Genomic DNA, 16623 nt, shown 5'->3' with positions numbered 1-16623 from the left:
TTTATAATGATTTGTTTCGCTTAACTATTGCGCTAGGAGCCGATTTGAAGCGTTTGGGGGAACCAGAAAGAATTTCTATTTTAGCTGTTTAACATCAATAGACACTGTTTTCTCCCTCCGTTTATGTCCCTTTTTCGTAAAAAGACCGTAACCCAAATCCTGAGTGATGCCGCCGAAGGTGAATCGAGCAAACTTGTAAAGACGCTGGGAGTTCGCGACCTGACTTCGTTTGGCATTGCGGCTATTATTGGGGCTGGTATTTTCAGTACGATTGGGCTGGCAAGTTATAACGGTGGGCCGGCTGTATCCTTATTATTTGTATTTACCGCGATTGCCTGTGTATTCACCGCACTTAGTTATGCTCAGTTTGCCAGTACGGTACCTGTGAGCGGTAGCGCTTATACGTATGCGTACGTGGCCTTTGGGGAGATTTTTGCGTGGATTATCGGTTGGGCGCTTATTCTTGAATATGCGGTTAGTAACATGGTGGTTGCTATTTCGTGGTCGGAGTACTTTACATCGATGCTTAGTGGATTTGGCATCACGTTTCCCAAATACTTTGCTACCGACTATGGTACGGCAGCTCGTGCGTACGAATTAGTACAGCAGACCCAACAAGCGGGCACAGCATTGACAACCTTACCCGAAAATACACGATTACTGGCCGAGGCTTATGCCAATGCGCCTATGTGGGGCGATCTGAAAGTAATTGCCAACTTACCTGCTGGCGCAATTACTGTATTGATTACAGCATTAGTCTATATTGGTATTAAGGAATCACGCACAGCGAGTAACATCCTGGTTGTGCTCAAATTGGCTGTAATAGGATTAGTAATTGGGGTAGGGGCTTTCTACGTAAAACCTGCCAACTGGTCTCCCTTTGCACCGAATGGGGTATCGGGTGTACTGAGCGGAGTGGCATCGGTGTTTTTTGCGTTTATCGGCTTCGATTCGATCTCAACCACCGCTGAGGAATGCAAAAACCCTCAGCGCGATCTGCCCCGTGCTATGCTCTACTGTCTGGCTATTTGCACTGCCTTGTATGTATTGATAACGCTCGTGTTGACGGGTATGGTTAATTACAAAGAACTGGGCGTAAGCGATCCGTTGGCTTATGTGTTTCAGAAAGTGAACCTTGATTTTGTAGCAGGGGTGATTTCGGTAAGTGCGGTGGTAGCGATTACGAGTGCGCTGCTGGTGTACCAGCTTGGGCAGCCGCGTATCTGGATGACCATGAGCCGCGATGGCTTGCTCTGGAAACGCTTCTCGAGAGTTCATCCCAAATTCAAAACACCTTCGTTTGCAACTATTGTTACGGGCATTATCGTTGCGGTTCCTTCTTTGTTTATGGACTTGAAGACCTTTGTGGACCTGACTAGTGTAGGTACGTTTTTCGCATTTATTCTAGTCTGCGCCGGAATTCTGTATCTGGATGCACAGGGACTAACGGCTCAGTCGAAGTTTAAAGTCCCTTATATTAATGGGAAATACATTATTGGGGTGATATTATTGGCCGCACTGGCCTATGTATTAACAAAAGGTGGCTTTGCCCAAACTTTAGAAGAAAAGCCGTTGCTCGTAGTGTTCTGGGGAATATGGACGCTATTGGCAGTGCAGGGTTTTCGGTATAATTTCTCGCTACTACCCGTAATCGGTATTTTAACGAATCTCTATCTGATGACCGAATTGGGGGCTAGCAACTGGAAGATTTTTGGAATCTGGCTGGTGATTGGCTTAGTGATTTACTTTTCGTACGGATTCCGGAAAAGTAAGCTGGCCGATCAGTAGAGCAATTTTTCGACAGGATTGACAGGATAAAATCGGATTTAAAAGTGAATTAGAAAATCCGGTTTTATCCCGTCAATCCTGTCGAAAAATAAACTCATGCGGAAGATTAATAATAAGATAGCTCCGTTACCAGATTATTTTGCCGAATACGAATCGGATAGCCATTGGCTGTATAGTCATAGGTTTCGTTCGCTGCGCGTTGCAGGTGGCGGCTCGTGAAAAAGGCGGAAACATAATGTACAGTGCCTGCATAGGGGTTCAGCGCCTGGTCGTAGGTATAGGTAAATGTACGATCGGCGAGATCGGGTGTGGCTCCTGTGTTCAGTTCCCGTACTGAAACTACGTTGCCTTTACTATCATAAGTTAGTGCCTGGGTTACGATTAAATTGTAGGCAACATCGTAGCGCGCGACCATTATTGGCTGATTTTGGCTATCATATTCATAAGTGGTTGTGCTGCGTAGTTTCCATTGGCCCGATAGTTTCAAAAACGTACGACTCTCCTGAATGCGTCCGGTGTTATCGACGTCAATCTCATCATAACTTGTCCACTTGACCGGACCAGTGCACGTGCTGAGACTTGAATAGCCACACTCATTATCGAAGTGTTGTACGTAACGTAATCGGCCATTGGTGTCATAGCGATATTGATCGGCTGAAGCCACTTGCCCGTTTTGGTATCGACGTCCTTCTACTACCTGACCTTGCTGATTGTAACGCCACTCGCCACTTAACTGTCCGGCATTGGTCTCACTTTTTAACCGGCCTGTTATTGAGCTACCATGCTGAATGGGTTGATAATCGGTAGGTAAATCGGCGATTGATTGAACGGGGCTCGTAAGGGGTTGAGCCTCATTGCCGTCCTGGCAGGCAGATAAAAAAAGTAATACTCCGACGAAAAGGTACAAATGGCGCATATACTGAATTTTTAGGAATGCTCTAACGCTTGTATCGAATAGGATGCCTAAAAGATTCAGAACCAGATGGAACGGTTGTAATTGACTGAGAAAAATGGTTCGTTATTAGAAAATGTACCATCCTTATTTGCCAAAAAACATAATGTGTTGCTGCGGAAGCCGGTCGTCGTTTTTTAGGAGCTTCAACCCAATAACATTCATTTCCTTCGTGGCTTGGGCTACGCTTAGTTTATGAAGTTCTTTGATAGGCACGTTCGGATCTTCAGCGCGGTATTCGACCAGTACGATTCGACCACCCGGTTTTAAGGCTGATGCGATGTGCTGCATCATTTCTCGGGGATACGAAAACTCATGATAAGCGTCGATCAGAATAGCCAGATCAATACTGCTGGCGGCTAATTTGGGGTCTGATTCGGTACCGAGAATAGGCTCAACATTAGCCGCTTTGCGTTTGGCTTTACCTTCGTTGAGGTACGTAATCATTTCGGGCTGAATATCAACCGCCAGCACTTTTCCCTTCGCTAATTTGGGGGCCATCAGGAACGTAAAAAAACCGGTTCCGGCGCCAATGTCGGCCACTACATCGGTGGGTTTCAGATTCAGGGCTTTTAGTAATAAATCGGTGCGTTCTTCGCGTTCACGTTCCGGGCGTTCGAGCCACGAAGCCCCCAGGTGTCCCATAACCTGCGCAATTTCCCGCCCCTGGTATATTTTGCCAATACCATCACGACTAGGTTTCCTGACTTGGTATATATTTGCTGGCGCGGCCTGGGGTGTGGTAACGGTTTGTTGTGACCAACCCTGGTAGCCACTCGTCAGTAAAGCGAAGTATAGAATCCAGCGTGGTGGCATAGCTACGTTGTTCAGGTACAATTAGTAAACTATCTCAAGTGCAAACGGTTGTTCAATTTAACTAATTAGACAGTTTATGAATCTTATCTTACACGTATTGCTTGATGCTGCCGTTATTTTCGGCTTAGCTTACCTGATGCCGCAAATTGATGTTAAAAACTTCGGAACGGCGGTACTCATTGCCTTGCTGTTAGGCTTATTGAATTTCTTTGTGGGTTGGCTGATTCGCTTTCCGCTTAACCTGTTTACATTTTTCCTGCTAACCGGACTGGTTCGAATCGTGGTGACGGCTCTTTTGCTAAAACTGATCGATAAATTCATGGACAGTTTTACCATTGTCGGTTTCTGGCCTGCACTCGTTATTGCCCTGGCAGTTGCTGTAGCTGGCATGTTGATCGACCGCTCGTCGCCAACGCCCGAAATGGTTGAATCGGGTTATGTTACTTATCTGTTTTCGTATTTACGATTGGCCTGATAATGACTATACTACCAGTTTACTAATCAAAAAGCCGGATCGATGTCGATCCGGCTTTTTGATTATAGGCAATTATCAATTGGTTAGTCGCTCCGACGACCACCCAGCAAGAGGCTGGCGTAGTAGAGCAACGTGGCTAATGAGCCTAGAGCAGCAACCACATAGGTCATAGCAGCCCACCAAAGCGCATCTTTAGCAAAACCATATTCGCGCTGATTCACAACGCCCCGGTTTTGAATCCAGGCCAAAGCTCTTTTGCTGGCATCGAACTCAACGGGTAAGGTAACAAAGCTAAATAGCGTTGTTAAGGCAAACAGAGCAACCCCAATGGCTAATGGAATAGGCGTTGTACGGATCAATAAAACACCGGCGAGCAGAATCCATTGCATCCATTGCGATGAAACCGTTAGCACTGGAACCATGGCCGAACGGAATTTCAGAGGAGCGTAGGCTAGCTTGTGTTGCACAGCGTGCCCGCACTCGTGGGCCGCAACAGCCGCAGCGGCTACACTTCGGCCATAATACACATCGGCGCTCAGGTTTACGGTTTTTTCTTCCGGGTTATAGTGATCGGTGAGCATCCCTTCAACCGATACAACGCGGACATCATAGATACCATTTTCGTTTAGCATCTTTTGCGCCACTTCAGCACCGCTTAAGCCATTGCTCAGGCCAATTTGGGAGTATTCATTGAATTTGCTTCGTAATCGCCAGCTCACAAATGCGCTAGCGCCGAAGGTAAGAATCATAATTAACCAGATCATCTCAATTAGTCAGGTTTGTGGTTTCAATTAAACGACCAAGGTATTCGGTCGTTAGTAGTAAAACAATGGTTAGGCCAAAAAGTATCCCGATAGGTTGACCATTTATCAAGCCTGCGGGCCATTTAAACACCCAAAACGCATTCGGCTCTACCCGCTGAACGAATAGAGCCGAATACCAATGTCGAAAAATAAGGATGTTATTGAGGTGCCCGCGTCAATACATATTCTTTATGCAGCCACCGAAATCCCTTATAAACCCGTGCAGTAAGTGTCTGCGAATCGAGGAGTTGAAGTTCAATATCAAAATGATTTCCTGTTTTCGGATGAATCAATTGACCACTTGACCAGCCTTTGCCGTCGAAGGATAGGTTCTGCATCAATAGTTGATTCTTAACGACACCAAACTGGTCTTTACCAGTGGTACTGACGTCGAAAATGCGGCCAAAATAACGATTGCCAGATTTATAGATTTCCACACTTGATCCTTTGGCCGGAAATAACCAGCGCCCCAAAATCTGATCTCCGGTGTGGTCTGTCGACGATTTACCAGTAATAGGCCAGAGGAGAAGCACTATCAGGCTTAAGCCCCAGAAATAACGCTGGCTGCGTAATGAAGTCATTTGTACGCTGATTTATAGGGTGATAATCAACTGAAACGACTCCGTAGCCTAGCTAACAGCTTACCATTGATCCGTAACAGAACTTAAAAATATAGAATATATTTCTAAATCCATAAACATAGTAGATTAAATGGGCGAATAATGATAATAATCTTAAAAATCAGCCCGAGGAGCCGGTGCGGTTCTATAAAGGGCTAATAACTTTGCTTGATTCGTTCAATGAGCTTGGTAGTCGAATAACCCGGTACAAGCGCAACCGTTTCGACGCGGCCACCGCGTCCCAGCACAAAATCGGAACCGACGATATTTTCGACTGTGTAGTCGTTGCCCTTAACCAGAATGTCGGGCTTAACCGCTTCGATCAGTTCAAGTGGGGTTGATTCTCCAAAAAGCGTGACGGCATCAATAAATTCGAGGGCAGCCATGAGTCGGGCGCGAGCGTACTCGTTCACGACAGGGCGTAATGGGCCTTTGATACAACTAACCGATGCATCGGTGTTGAGACCCAGAATCATACGGTCGCCGAGAGCACGGGCTTTTTCGAGGTAATCAATATGACCCAGGTGAACAATGTCGAAACAGCCGTTCGTAAAAACAATTTTTTTGCCCTCAGCGCGCCATTGTTCAGCCTGACGAATGGCTTGCTCGCGAGTAAGAATTTTAGATTCGGTCATAACGTTACGGCTCCAGTTTCACAGCTTTAGGATCGTCCAGTACATCGGGCAATTCGGTGGTTTTGTTCCGTCGGAGTAGTACGACTAATAGCGCCAAAACGCCCAGAATAATGATCATCAGGGTGGAAACGCCGTGAATGAACGTAGCTAGTATCTGGCCATCCTGGCTGGTAAGGCCATAAAGCAAGGCTACCTGACCAACCAGCAAGTGAAAGGAACCGATGCCTCCCGGCGTAGGTGCTGCCATACCCAGTGTGCCAACCATAAGAATCGTTAACCCAGCCAATGGGCCGAGGTTTTCGGTGGCAGGCATGGCAAAAAACAGGGTATACGACATTAAGTAATACATTGTCCAAATGAGCAATGTATGAAACACAAAAGCGCCGGGTCTGTGTATTTTTCGAACGCTTAACAGGCCATCCAATAATCCTTTTAGAAAGCCGCTGACCTTTTGGTATAAGGGATGACGACCCAGTGCTTCCCGGTAACGGTTGAACAGAAACCAGGCAAGCAACGCACCGCCTAACAGTACGGCAGCTACCAGCAGTAATATCCCTGAACCACTCGAACCTTTGGGGAGCTTACCACCCAGAAAATCGAGAAAGAATTGACTGATACGATCAAACTCCAGCACAAATGTAGCCGCCAGTAATAATACCAGCATCAACAAATCGAAGAGTCGTTCGGCGACAACTGCGCCAAAACTAACATTGACGGGGACTGCCGATAGCCGATACAGGGTTCCGCAGCGGATAAATTCACCAGCGCGGGGTAGGGCCATATTGGCCAGATAACCCGTCAGAACACTCACGGTTGCATCAAGCGAAGTAGGTCGTTGGGGGACAACGGGTTCCAATAAAACACGCCAGCGTTCGGCACGACTCCAGTGGGCTACAAGAGTAAGTACAGCTGAAAGTAATACCCAACGATAATCGGCAGCTTTGATTTTCTGCCATAAACCAGCCGCATCGAGATGGCTTTGCTGAAAGGTAAACCACAGTAATCCCCCGGCAATAGAGAGAGAAACAAGGTATTTGAGTATATTCTTGAGATTCATACAGTGCGTAACACGGCTGGAAAGTCGCGCTGAGAGTACTAGAAATACGGCTTCTTAGCCGCGCTACATTAAAAAAACTCCGCTACAAAGTAACGGAGTTTCATTGAAATGAACGGTAACGTTTAGCAAATGACTGCTAGTATACCGCCATTTCGGGCTCAATGTCCCGTGCCCAGGCATTAATACCCCCGTCGAGATTATATAGATTTGTCAGTCCGCCCTGTGCATATAAGTATTGAGCCACATTGGCCGATCGGATACCGTGGTGACAATAAATGACAACAGGTCGATCGGTAGGAATACGTTTCCGATTGTTTGGAATCATACCTACCGGAATCAATACAGAGCCTTCCAGGTGGCACAAATCATATTCAGGTCGTTCCCGAACATCCAGTAGGAAAATATCGTCGCCCATGGCCAGGCGTTCTGATAGCTCCTGAACCGACATTTTCTGTGGTCCCAATGCACCCGGAGTTGGACGTAAACCCGCTGTCGTCAAGCCTTGTCGAGCCAGTTCGACAGCATCGGCCCGGCGTTTATTCTTGATTTTCTGTTGACCCATCGACAGTAAATCGACCATCAACAAATGTTCATTCAGCGGCTGGCCAACGCCTGTAATCAGTTTGATAACTTCGTTAGCCTGATAGGTGCCAATTACGCCCGGTAACACGCCTAACACACCAGTATCATTGCAATTAGGAATTTCAATTTCGTTGGGATACTCGGGAAATAAGCATCGGTAGGTTGGCCCCCAACGACCATCGCCCAGATCGGCATTGAGCACAGCTACCTGGCCTTCAAACCGATGAATAGCCCCATATACGAACGGTTTTCCAAGCGTAACACAAACATCATTAACTAAATAACGCACTTTAAAATTGTCGGTGCAGTCGACCACAATATCGTACGCTTCGATAATAGAACGGGCATTACTGATATCCAGCGACATCGTGTAGGTATCGAAGGTAATATCTGGATTGAGCCGATTCAGATGATTAACGGCGATCTTGGCTTTAGGCTTTCCGATTTCATCGGTTGTATAAAGCACCTGACGTTGCAAATTGCTTAAATCAACTTTATCTGGATCAATAACGCCAATTGTACCAACGCCAGCAGCTGTCAGATAGAGCAGAACCGGGCATCCTAATCCACCAGCGCCAACGACTAGTACACGCGAATTTTTGAGCCTTAGTTGACCTGCTGGGCCAATTTCGGGCAGATTCAGGTGTTTCTGATAGCGTTGCTGTTCGGAAGGTACCAGCGTTGTTGCTTCCATAGAATTGTCTATATTAAGTTGGGTGAGGTTATAGCGCTATAAACAAACAGATTTCTCGTCACTAAAATTGCGCTAAACTAACATCTGGCGTAAATATTTCGTAAACGTCCTGTATGTACTTTTTTTTAGTACTATTGCCCCGGCAAAATCCAAACGTTTCTCAACCATGAACAATACCTATTTTACAGTCGGAAAACCCCTGGCTGTTGGTCTGCTCGCTCTGACTATGACCTTTGTTAACAATCCTATCCAGGCAACTAGCGTTCCAAAACCTGCTATTAGTAAAAATAGTGAGGTTATGGCCAAAAAAGGCAAGTGGGAGACTCTGTTTGATGGCAAAACGTTAACAGGTTGGCATATTTACTTAAAATCAGGACAACCCATCTCCGAAAAATGGACTGTCGACAATGGAGCTATTCACTTAACGGCAGGTGGGGCTGGTGATTTAGTCACGGATAAAGAATATGGCGATTTCGAGCTGGAGGTAGAATGGAAAATTGCCGAAGGAGGCAACAGTGGCATTATTTACCACGTTCACGAAGATCCGAAATACCGGGCTACGTATCAGACCGGTCCCGAAATGCAGGTTCTGGATAATGAGCGCCACCCCGATGCTAAGCAAGGCCGTGATAACAACCGGACTGCTGGTGCTCTATATGATTTACAAAAGCCTGTTAACCTCGGAGCCGCCAAACCGGCTGGTGAATGGAATAAAGCCAAGTTGATCATCAAAGATGGTAAAGCGGAGCAATTCCTGAATGGAAAGAAAACAGCTGAGTATCCAACCAGTGGTCCTGAATGGGACAAAATGGTGTCAGAGAGTAAATTTAAGGGATGGGAAGGCTTTGGTAAGTATTCGACAGGGCATATCGCTCTGCAAGACCACGGGAACAAAGTCTGGTATCGCAATATTCGAATTCGCGAACTGTAAACTAATGAGTGAAAGAGTGAATGAGCGAAAGAGCAAGCTGACGCACAATCATTCTTTCACTCTTTCACCCTTTCACTCATTATGATACGCCGAACGGCTCTCAAAACATTAACGGGTACGGCACTAACGCTGCCTGCTCTGACTAATTCCTTCGCCAGTGCCATGTCTCAATCTGAACAAGCAGCTCCCATGCTGAAAGGACGTATCAATCACGCGGTTTGCCGGTGGTGTTATAGTAAAATTTCGCTCGATGACCTATGCAAATCGGCTAAGGAAATGGGCATCAAAGGAATTGACTTAACTGGCCCCGCTGAATGGCCTACTCTAAAAAAATATGGCCTGACCTGTTCGATGGCACAGGGAGCCGGAAAAGGGATTCCAGATGGTTTCAACGACCCAAAATTCCACGACGAACTGGTAGCCAGTTACGAAGCTATTTTTCCGAAAATGAAAGAAGCGGGACTGACACAAGTTATTTGCTTTTCGGGCAATCGTCGGGGTATGAGCAACGAGCAGGGGTTAGAAAACTGCGCTGTTGGTTTGAAACGCCTAATGCCAAGTGCTGAAAAGTATGGCATCACGATGATCATGGAACTGCTTAACAGTAAGGTTGATCACAAAGATTACATGTGCGATCACTCGGCTTGGGGCGTTGAACTTTGCAAAAAAGTAGGTTCTGAGAATTTCAAACTGCTCTATGATATCTATCATATGCAGATCATGGAGGGCGATATTATTCGGACGATCCGTGAGAATAATAAGTACTTTGGCCATTACCACACGGGCGGTAATCCTGGCCGGAATGAAATCGATGAGACACAGGAACTTTATTATCCTGCCATCATGAAAGCTATTGTCGACACAGGTTTCAAAGGTTTTGTGGCGCAGGAGTTCATCCCCAAGCGCGACCCATTAACCAGCCTGAAAGAATCAGTGGCTATATGTGACGTTTAAAAAAGGGTAGAAAAGGGAGTAAGGGCTTCCTTACTCCCTTTTCTACCTTTATAGTTTATAATTCTTATACTCGCCAATACGCCAGCCGGTGAGTTTTTCCATGAAGGTTAGAAAACGGACTCTGGCGGAGTAGCGTTTCTGGTTGGTATCGAATGTAAATGGCCAGTTCAAGCGATCAACACGGGCTTGCATCACGGCAGGGTGGGTACCTGTAAAGTGTGCCAGTGAGTCGATTTGACTATAATCGAAGGCATCCACACTGGCATCGGCCTGGGCAATGGTTTCGCTGGTATTCCAGAAATGATTCGCATTGCGTAGGCGTTTTTTCTGTGTTTCGGGCGGTTTTACCCATCCGTAGTGATAGATATAGGCGTCAATCAACTTCACCTTCAGCTTCTGGTTAGCGCGCGTCCGAAACCCTTGGGCATCTTTATACGATACCACATTTCCAGTATTTCGAATCACCCGTATTTCGCGTCGATACCAGCGTCGAGAGTCGCCTATATAGCTATAGGAACCGTAGAAGTGCAGGTATTTGAACAATAGCCCATCCACACTCTTGTCGTTCAGGTACTGCTCCATAGCCTGCTTCACAACCGGAATCGACTGTTCATGCAGTACCTCATCGCCCTGGATGTAAAACGCCCAATCAGCATCCGGCGAAACGGCTGCCAGCGCTTTGTCGGTTTCCAGAGCTAACACACGTCCTCCGGCTTTGGCCGTATCATCCCAGGTTGTTCGAATAATGCGAATCTTATCGGACTTGATCGATTCAATCAACCCAAGTGTATCGTCGTCTGAGTCACCAACAGCAATCACAAATTCATCGCATAAGGGCAGGACCGAGGTGATAGCCTCAACAATAGGATAATCAAATTGAACGGCATTGCGGATAAAACTGAATCCGGCTACTTTCATGGGGAGCAAATTGGATTGACTACGAGCTGGTAAAGATAAGTCCGTTTTCGTTAGGTGCCAGACGCGTGATTCAGCAAAGAAGCAGGAAGCTTGAGTTGAATCATTTACAGCCTATCTGAACCTAATGGGGTCAGATGCTTATAGTAAAGGCACTAGTGCTATAAACCTGTGACACCATCGGGGCACACAAAATATGGATTAGCTTTTACCTGATAGATTAACGTGAATAATGGGTTGATATAATATATAAAATACTGACAATCAGATAGATAGAAGTTGGTTTTTTCATCCCGACCGGTCCGCCGGAGCGGATCCCTCCTGCCGCACCGGCGGACCGGTCGGGATGAAAAAAACGTTGATAATCAAAGAATTAAATGGAAGCTGAGCCATTATTCACGTTAAATTAAGTAATCTGATGATTTATGTAGGTATTTTGAATATATTTAAAATTATATTTTACATTTACATAATTTACAGAATATAATTTTAAATAAAAATGATTTTTTAGGCTTATAGTAAGTCTCTTTGTGAATCTGCAACTAATTCTGGCACGACCAGCGTATGGGCATTCAGCTAAAATTGTACTGATTATAACTTCACTCACTTCGGTCAATGACTTTTTTCAACGAAAGCAGTTTGCTTAATCAAATTTCTGAGGGAGATGAAAAGGCATTCGGCAAACTATATGACTTTTACCGACCTAGTATCCATCGTTTCGTCTGTAAATTTCTGAAATCAACGGATCTGTCGAATGACATTTGCCAGGAGGTATTCATGAAACTATGGGAAGATCGTGTAGCCACAAAAGACATTCATGCCTTTAAACCCTATTTGTTCACGATTACCCGAAACCATACGTTTAACTTCCTTAAGCGGGCTGCCGTAGAAGATCGGATAAAGACAGAAGCAGTAAGGTGGTATTATACCTCAACAAACGATACCGAAGACGCCATTGTAGCCAGGGAATATCAGCAATTTCTTCAGGACGTTTTAGACTCATTACCGCCCCAAAGCCGTGCCGTATTTACCCTATGTAGGCAACAGGGGAAAAGTTACGGCGAGGCTGCTCAAATCTTAGGTATATCGAGCCATGCCATCAAAAAGCATATGGTTCGATCAATGAAAGTAATTCGATTTGCCGTTGAGAAAGCTATCGGAATTGCCTGAGTTGGTATTTAAGGTTCCAGGTTTCAAGTTTCAAGTTCCAGGTTAGCAGGCCACCAAATGGAACTTGAAACTTGAAACCTGGAACTTGAACACTCATCGACTTAATTATCGCCTGGGTGGTATATTTTCTCGGCGTGTTTATATACGTCGTCCTTGTAGAAATAAATCTCCTTGTACTGACCTGTAATGTAACCATTCACCTGATCGGTGTAGTGTGGCGATGCCGGATCAGAACTGGAGCCTCCTGTTAAAATCGTCTTGGCTCGAAGCTTGTCGCCAAACTCAACCGCAGCAACGAAGGTATTGCCTGTGATGCCATATCGTTTATGCGTTTTGGTCGTTTTTTTGCTCACATACGCATTCAGCGAACCCATAAAGCCAGGCGTTGCCGGAACAGCCCAGCTAAGTTTATCATCGCTGGGATCGTTTTCCGCAATCCGCTGAAAACGGTTGTCTGTTCCCCAGGTTACCTGCCAGGTCCCAAATTCTTTTTCGAGTTCAGTTATGACCTGAGCTAACGCTGTGACCTGTTCCATCGGCGATAAGAACTCAGTGGTAACGGCGGCCCCGTTGGTTAGCGAGTATTGTTCTTCGGTAGTAGCGGGTTTGGGCAAACGGGCCATGTCCAACGCAATGACTTTTTCCAGCCAATGTACGGTTAGTGTCGTGGCCACCGAGTTTGTATCTGTTTTAAAGTTCCATTTCTGTAGGACATCTATCGGTTGTGCCAATTTTGTCTTGAGAGAGTCATTCGTTATTGACTGGTATGCCGCAATCAGACTGGGAATAAACCGCTCTCCACTAGGCAGATACGTATCGTACGAAGCGGCAATAACATCGTCCATTGTTGCATTTTTCAGGGGCGTTAATACGCGTACAGCGTGGACGGCCCGAGGTGTGTGGCCATCGGGTAGCATGTAGGCTGGTAACTTTAGCATTTCGGTGGATAACTCACCAGCACCATACAAAGGGGTTGAATTGCAGTTCTGTAACCAGCCATTTGCCGGGTTGATGTAGTGTGGTATTTCGGTTAACTCATGGGTTCCCTGCCATTCCGTTGCCGACGTGCTTCCGTCTACAGGTCGTTTCCAATCGAGCAATGGGTTTTTCCTGGGTACGAAATTGCCGTGCCAGTAAGCGATATTCCCCGCTTTATCGGCATACACCACATTACTGCCAACCATAGCTCGGGCGTTAATAGCTGCCGTAAATTCTTTCAGGTTACGTGCCTTCATTTTCAACCAGTGCATACCCAGTAGCTCGATATTAGGCTCGAAGGTTTTTAGGGTAATCCAACGAGTAGCGGTGGCATATACAACCGGTCCGTGGTGCGTACGATAGATGACGAATTTCCTGGTTGCCCATCCCCTTCCTTTCTTGTAACGTACGTCAATAACAGTGCTGTCTACTGGTTTCCAGACCCCGTTGTAACGGTACATCCATTTCCCTTTTTTCTTCTCGATATCTTCGGCATAGAGATCTTTAGCATCCGAAAGCGAAACGGGGTGCATCCAGCCACAGAATTCATTGAACCCCTGAAAAAGATTGAACTGGCCCAGGAAAGGCGCACCATACGAATTAAGTCCTTCATCGCTAACCACCTGAATTTCAATCCGGCCGTAGTATTCGGCGTGCGGGTTAATAAAGAGTATCGCTTTCTTGCTCTTCGTGCGGGAGGGAGCCAGCGCCCAGCCGTTTGACCCGTCATTTTTTGGTGGTTCAGCGGTAAAACTGCGGCTGACGGTTGGGTTTTGATTGGCTTCTTTCAAATAGAACGCTTTGAAATCGGCTTCACTGACATTGCTTCCACCCATCGCGGGTACGTTGTTCATCAGGATCATCCAGGGCTCAACCCGAGTAAGCAGTTTGGGCTTGACGGCCGGATGGGTGATTATATAATAGTTAATGCCCGCAGCGTGAGCGTCGCAGAGTTTCTTGAGCCAAGCTGGCGTTTTTTTATACAGTTGAACGGCCTGCGCAGAGTCGATGAACATGCGCGACCAGAGATCGCGGTAAATAGCGGATTCGCCTTCCGTTTCAGCCGTGCGTCCTAATCGACTAATTAGCGATGCTTCTACTTTATCAAAGAATTCTTCGCATTGCACATACATAAGGCCAAACACGGCATCGGCGTCGGTTTTTGCATATACGTGCGGAACACCATAGGTATCCTTGACAATCTCGATGCCCTTGGCCCGCTTTTGTAAATCTGCCATCTCCTGACTAGAAAACGGCGTCTGCGCGACCGTGGATCTGGCCCATAGCCCAAAGAAAATAAGAACGAAATAGATTTTTAGATGCATCATCATTCAGGTTTAATTCGCTAGTTAGTGGCCCATAGACTAGATTGATTCTGTAGGCTCGAAAGCTAAAATAGCTTCATTAGCTGAATGACAATTAAGTTGACGGAGAGGGTACCCCCAAGATCTTTTTTTGCGTAGTATGCTTTCTGGTTAAGGAATGTCGTTGTTTTAGAACCGCAGTAGCTTCCGGCTAACGGGCTGCCCATCCAGGTCAAGTTGCAGAACATAAGTGCCCGGTGCCGTGGGTAAAGAACGAGCAGGTACTATTTCCTGATGATCGCCCGCTGCTTGATTAGGCCAGGATAGGCTATTCATCGGTCGACCAGTGGCATCGGTAATGATCAGTCGCACGTTAGTTCGCTGCTGAAGTTGATACTGTATGGTAACATCACCTGCGGATGGATTTGGGCTGATGGTTAATTTAAATCCATCGGCAGGTTCGGTGGCTAGCACGTCGGAGCCAAAGGGTAATATGGCGTTGTCTATCCACTCTAATCGGTTTTTAACCCAGGTTTTCAGGTAATCGATTTCCTGTTGATAGGTTTGCCCCACATAACCATTCGGCCAGACGTACACACCAATAACGAGCCAACGCTGGAAGTTGCGGGTACGGGCGTCGGTCAGCTCTGTAGCTACCGAGTCGATGTAATTTTGAATCCGTTCGGTTTTGAGTACGTTCTTGCGAAGAGCCTGATACTTAATGCGAACTTTGCTGGCAAACGCTTTGTCGCTCAATAGACGATCCCACCAGAATGGCATTTGAAAATCATCAGTCGCGCAGGTACGGGTAAAATCGTATACCCATCCCTGATAAGAATTGCCGTTGCAATAATTGGCATTCCCATAGGTCAGGTTGTAGTCCCAGATTGGTCCCATGACCAATTTTCCGCCTTTACTATCGCGGTCTTTGTAGAAAAATGAACTGAGCCGATAGCCGTCCACATTTTTACAGACCTCCGTCAAGAGCAAGTAATCGACAAACGAATCATCGTTGATATATTTTCGATAGCCCACCAGCGAGTCCTGATATTGTTCACCTTTCAGTGCATTCTCGAAATCGGTTACGAATTGTTTGGCGTATTGAAATTGAGGTTCGGCGAGGTCTTCTGGCTTTGGTCGGTCAATCTGAATCAGGATATTTTTCCCATTGGTTTTATAGGCCGAATTCCATTCGCGCGATGCCGATCCTTCGGTTTTATCGATCTTGAAAATATAGCCTCCTGTCAGGGCATCGCCCGATATATCGGTTGTTTTGATACTAGTAATATTGACCCGGTTTTTATCCCGCTTGATCTTCTCGAATAGAATGTAAATGCCATTATAACTACCATTGACGATGACCTCACAATAGCGGTAGCGTGGCGTGTAATACTTGCTCATCTGCCGGTTCAAATCATAGGTGAGCGTTTCCCGAATCAGGGTTTTGTCATTATAAGTCGCATTCAAAACCCAGTCCGATTCGGATGGCATGCCCAGGATGGAGGCATTAACAGAGTTTACCCCGGAAGTGTCGCGTAGTTCAAATCCGTACGGTTTCTTCGGGAACAATTGCTGCGATGTAGCTCCCCGTAATTCAATACCGATTTTGCTGCTGAAGGAAGGTTTGTCGGTTACCGTATTCGTTTTCCCAGTACCATTGTCAATAATCTGTAAGTTGGCTACAATCTTTGGGTCATCAGGTATCGTTTGCCCATTCGTGTTAATAATCAGGATAGGAAGTTTGGATGAAGTGAGTGTTTGCGCAGATACGGAAAAGTGGAGAAAACTAACGATGAGTGCGAGAAAAGAAAACAAGCGCATAGGAGTAAGATACTAATTAGAATATAAAAATACGCCTATTTTCTTGGATGTATAGAATTATTGATGAAGAGGCTGTTTAAACTTTACGGAAAATCCCCAAAGCTGTGTGAATTTTGAGGTGCGAACTT

The 16623-nt window shown here is 46.1% G+C and carries 15 protein-coding genes; 5 read left to right on the top strand and 10 right to left on the bottom strand.

The features are described 5' to 3' along the window. Positions 1-123: 123 nt before the first annotated feature. On the top strand, positions 124-1788 hold the full coding sequence (locus tag ACYVGR_RS05995; RefSeq protein ID WP_460954566.1) for an amino acid permease: 1665 nt from the start codon (positions 124-126) through the stop codon (positions 1786-1788). A gap of 106 nt (positions 1789-1894) precedes the next feature. Here the strand turns inward: ACYVGR_RS05995 and ACYVGR_RS05990 are convergent, their stop codons facing one another. Beyond that, the gene (locus ACYVGR_RS05990; protein ID WP_460954564.1) at positions 1895-2704 is read right to left on the bottom strand and encodes a toxin-antitoxin system YwqK family antitoxin; all 810 of its coding nucleotides are present in this window, start codon (positions 2702-2704) and stop codon (positions 1895-1897) included. A 123-nt stretch (positions 2705-2827) separates the two neighbouring features. Continuing rightward, the gene (locus tag ACYVGR_RS05985) at positions 2828-3556 is read right to left on the bottom strand and encodes a class I SAM-dependent methyltransferase (protein ID WP_460954562.1); all 729 of its coding nucleotides are present in this window, start codon (positions 3554-3556) and stop codon (positions 2828-2830) included. A 76-nt stretch (positions 3557-3632) separates the two neighbouring features. On the opposite strand from ACYVGR_RS05985, the gene ACYVGR_RS05980 reads away from it, so the two are divergent. Continuing rightward, entirely contained in the window at positions 3633-4031 is a 399-nt protein-coding gene (locus ACYVGR_RS05980) for a phage holin family protein (RefSeq protein WP_460954560.1), read from the top strand. Between the two features lie 83 nt (positions 4032-4114). Here ACYVGR_RS05980 and ACYVGR_RS05975 read toward each other — a convergent pair whose 3' ends face one another. The 5 genes from ACYVGR_RS05975 to moeB form a co-directional block, all read right to left on the bottom strand. Beyond that, positions 4115-4780: a zinc metallopeptidase gene (locus tag ACYVGR_RS05975; protein ID WP_182457942.1), complete on the bottom strand. Its 666-nt coding sequence runs from the start codon at positions 4778-4780 to the stop codon at positions 4115-4117. Between the two features lie 212 nt (positions 4781-4992). Further along, complete coding sequence (locus tag ACYVGR_RS05970) at positions 4993-5415, bottom strand: DUF2147 domain-containing protein (RefSeq protein ID WP_460954558.1); 423 nt, start codon at positions 5413-5415, stop codon at positions 4993-4995. Positions 5416-5609: 194 nt separating this feature from the next. Next, the gene (gene rfaE2, locus ACYVGR_RS05965; protein WP_460954556.1) at positions 5610-6089 is read right to left on the bottom strand and encodes a D-glycero-beta-D-manno-heptose 1-phosphate adenylyltransferase; all 480 of its coding nucleotides are present in this window, start codon (positions 6087-6089) and stop codon (positions 5610-5612) included. Between the two features lie 4 nt (positions 6090-6093). Then, positions 6094-7146 carry a lysylphosphatidylglycerol synthase transmembrane domain-containing protein gene (locus ACYVGR_RS05960; protein WP_460954554.1) on the bottom strand — a complete coding sequence of 351 codons (1053 nt, stop codon included), beginning with the start codon at positions 7144-7146 and terminating at the stop codon, positions 6094-6096. Between the two features lie 136 nt (positions 7147-7282). Next, complete coding sequence (gene moeB / locus ACYVGR_RS05955; protein WP_460954552.1) at positions 7283-8422, bottom strand: molybdopterin-synthase adenylyltransferase MoeB; 1140 nt, start codon at positions 8420-8422, stop codon at positions 7283-7285. A 166-nt stretch (positions 8423-8588) separates the two neighbouring features. Between moeB and ACYVGR_RS05950 the strand changes: the two genes are divergently transcribed. Further along, positions 8589-9353, top strand: coding sequence for a 3-keto-disaccharide hydrolase (locus tag ACYVGR_RS05950; RefSeq protein ID WP_460954550.1), 765 nt, complete (start codon positions 8589-8591; stop codon positions 9351-9353). Positions 9354-9434: 81 nt separating this feature from the next. Further along, positions 9435-10307 (top strand): hydroxypyruvate isomerase family protein, encoded by an 873-nt coding sequence (locus ACYVGR_RS05945; protein ID WP_460954548.1) that lies wholly within the window; start codon positions 9435-9437, stop codon positions 10305-10307. 48 nt (positions 10308-10355) lie between these two features. On the opposite strand, the gene ACYVGR_RS05940 is transcribed toward ACYVGR_RS05945, so the two are convergent. Continuing rightward, positions 10356-11225 (bottom strand): glycosyltransferase family protein, encoded by an 870-nt coding sequence (locus tag ACYVGR_RS05940; RefSeq protein ID WP_460954546.1) that lies wholly within the window; start codon positions 11223-11225, stop codon positions 10356-10358. A 612-nt stretch (positions 11226-11837) separates the two neighbouring features. On the opposite strand from ACYVGR_RS05940, the gene ACYVGR_RS05935 reads away from it, so the two are divergent. Beyond that, on the top strand, positions 11838-12392 hold the full coding sequence (locus ACYVGR_RS05935) for an RNA polymerase sigma factor (protein ID WP_460954544.1): 555 nt from the start codon (positions 11838-11840) through the stop codon (positions 12390-12392). 101 nt (positions 12393-12493) lie between these two features. Here the strand turns inward: ACYVGR_RS05935 and ACYVGR_RS05930 are convergent, their stop codons facing one another. Together ACYVGR_RS05930 and ACYVGR_RS05925 are read right to left on the bottom strand one after the other, a co-directional pair. Beyond that, the gene (locus ACYVGR_RS05930; RefSeq protein ID WP_460954542.1) at positions 12494-14608 is read right to left on the bottom strand and encodes a penicillin acylase family protein; all 2115 of its coding nucleotides are present in this window, start codon (positions 14606-14608) and stop codon (positions 12494-12496) included. Positions 14609-14863: 255 nt separating this feature from the next. Continuing rightward, complete coding sequence (locus ACYVGR_RS05925; protein WP_460954540.1) at positions 14864-16495, bottom strand: CotH kinase family protein; 1632 nt, start codon at positions 16493-16495, stop codon at positions 14864-14866. Positions 16496-16623 lie beyond the last annotated feature (128 nt).

The organism is Spirosoma litoris, assembly GCF_054776755.1.
Note: the sequence above shows the minus strand (reverse complement) of the source record. Positions and strands in the feature narration are given on the sequence as shown.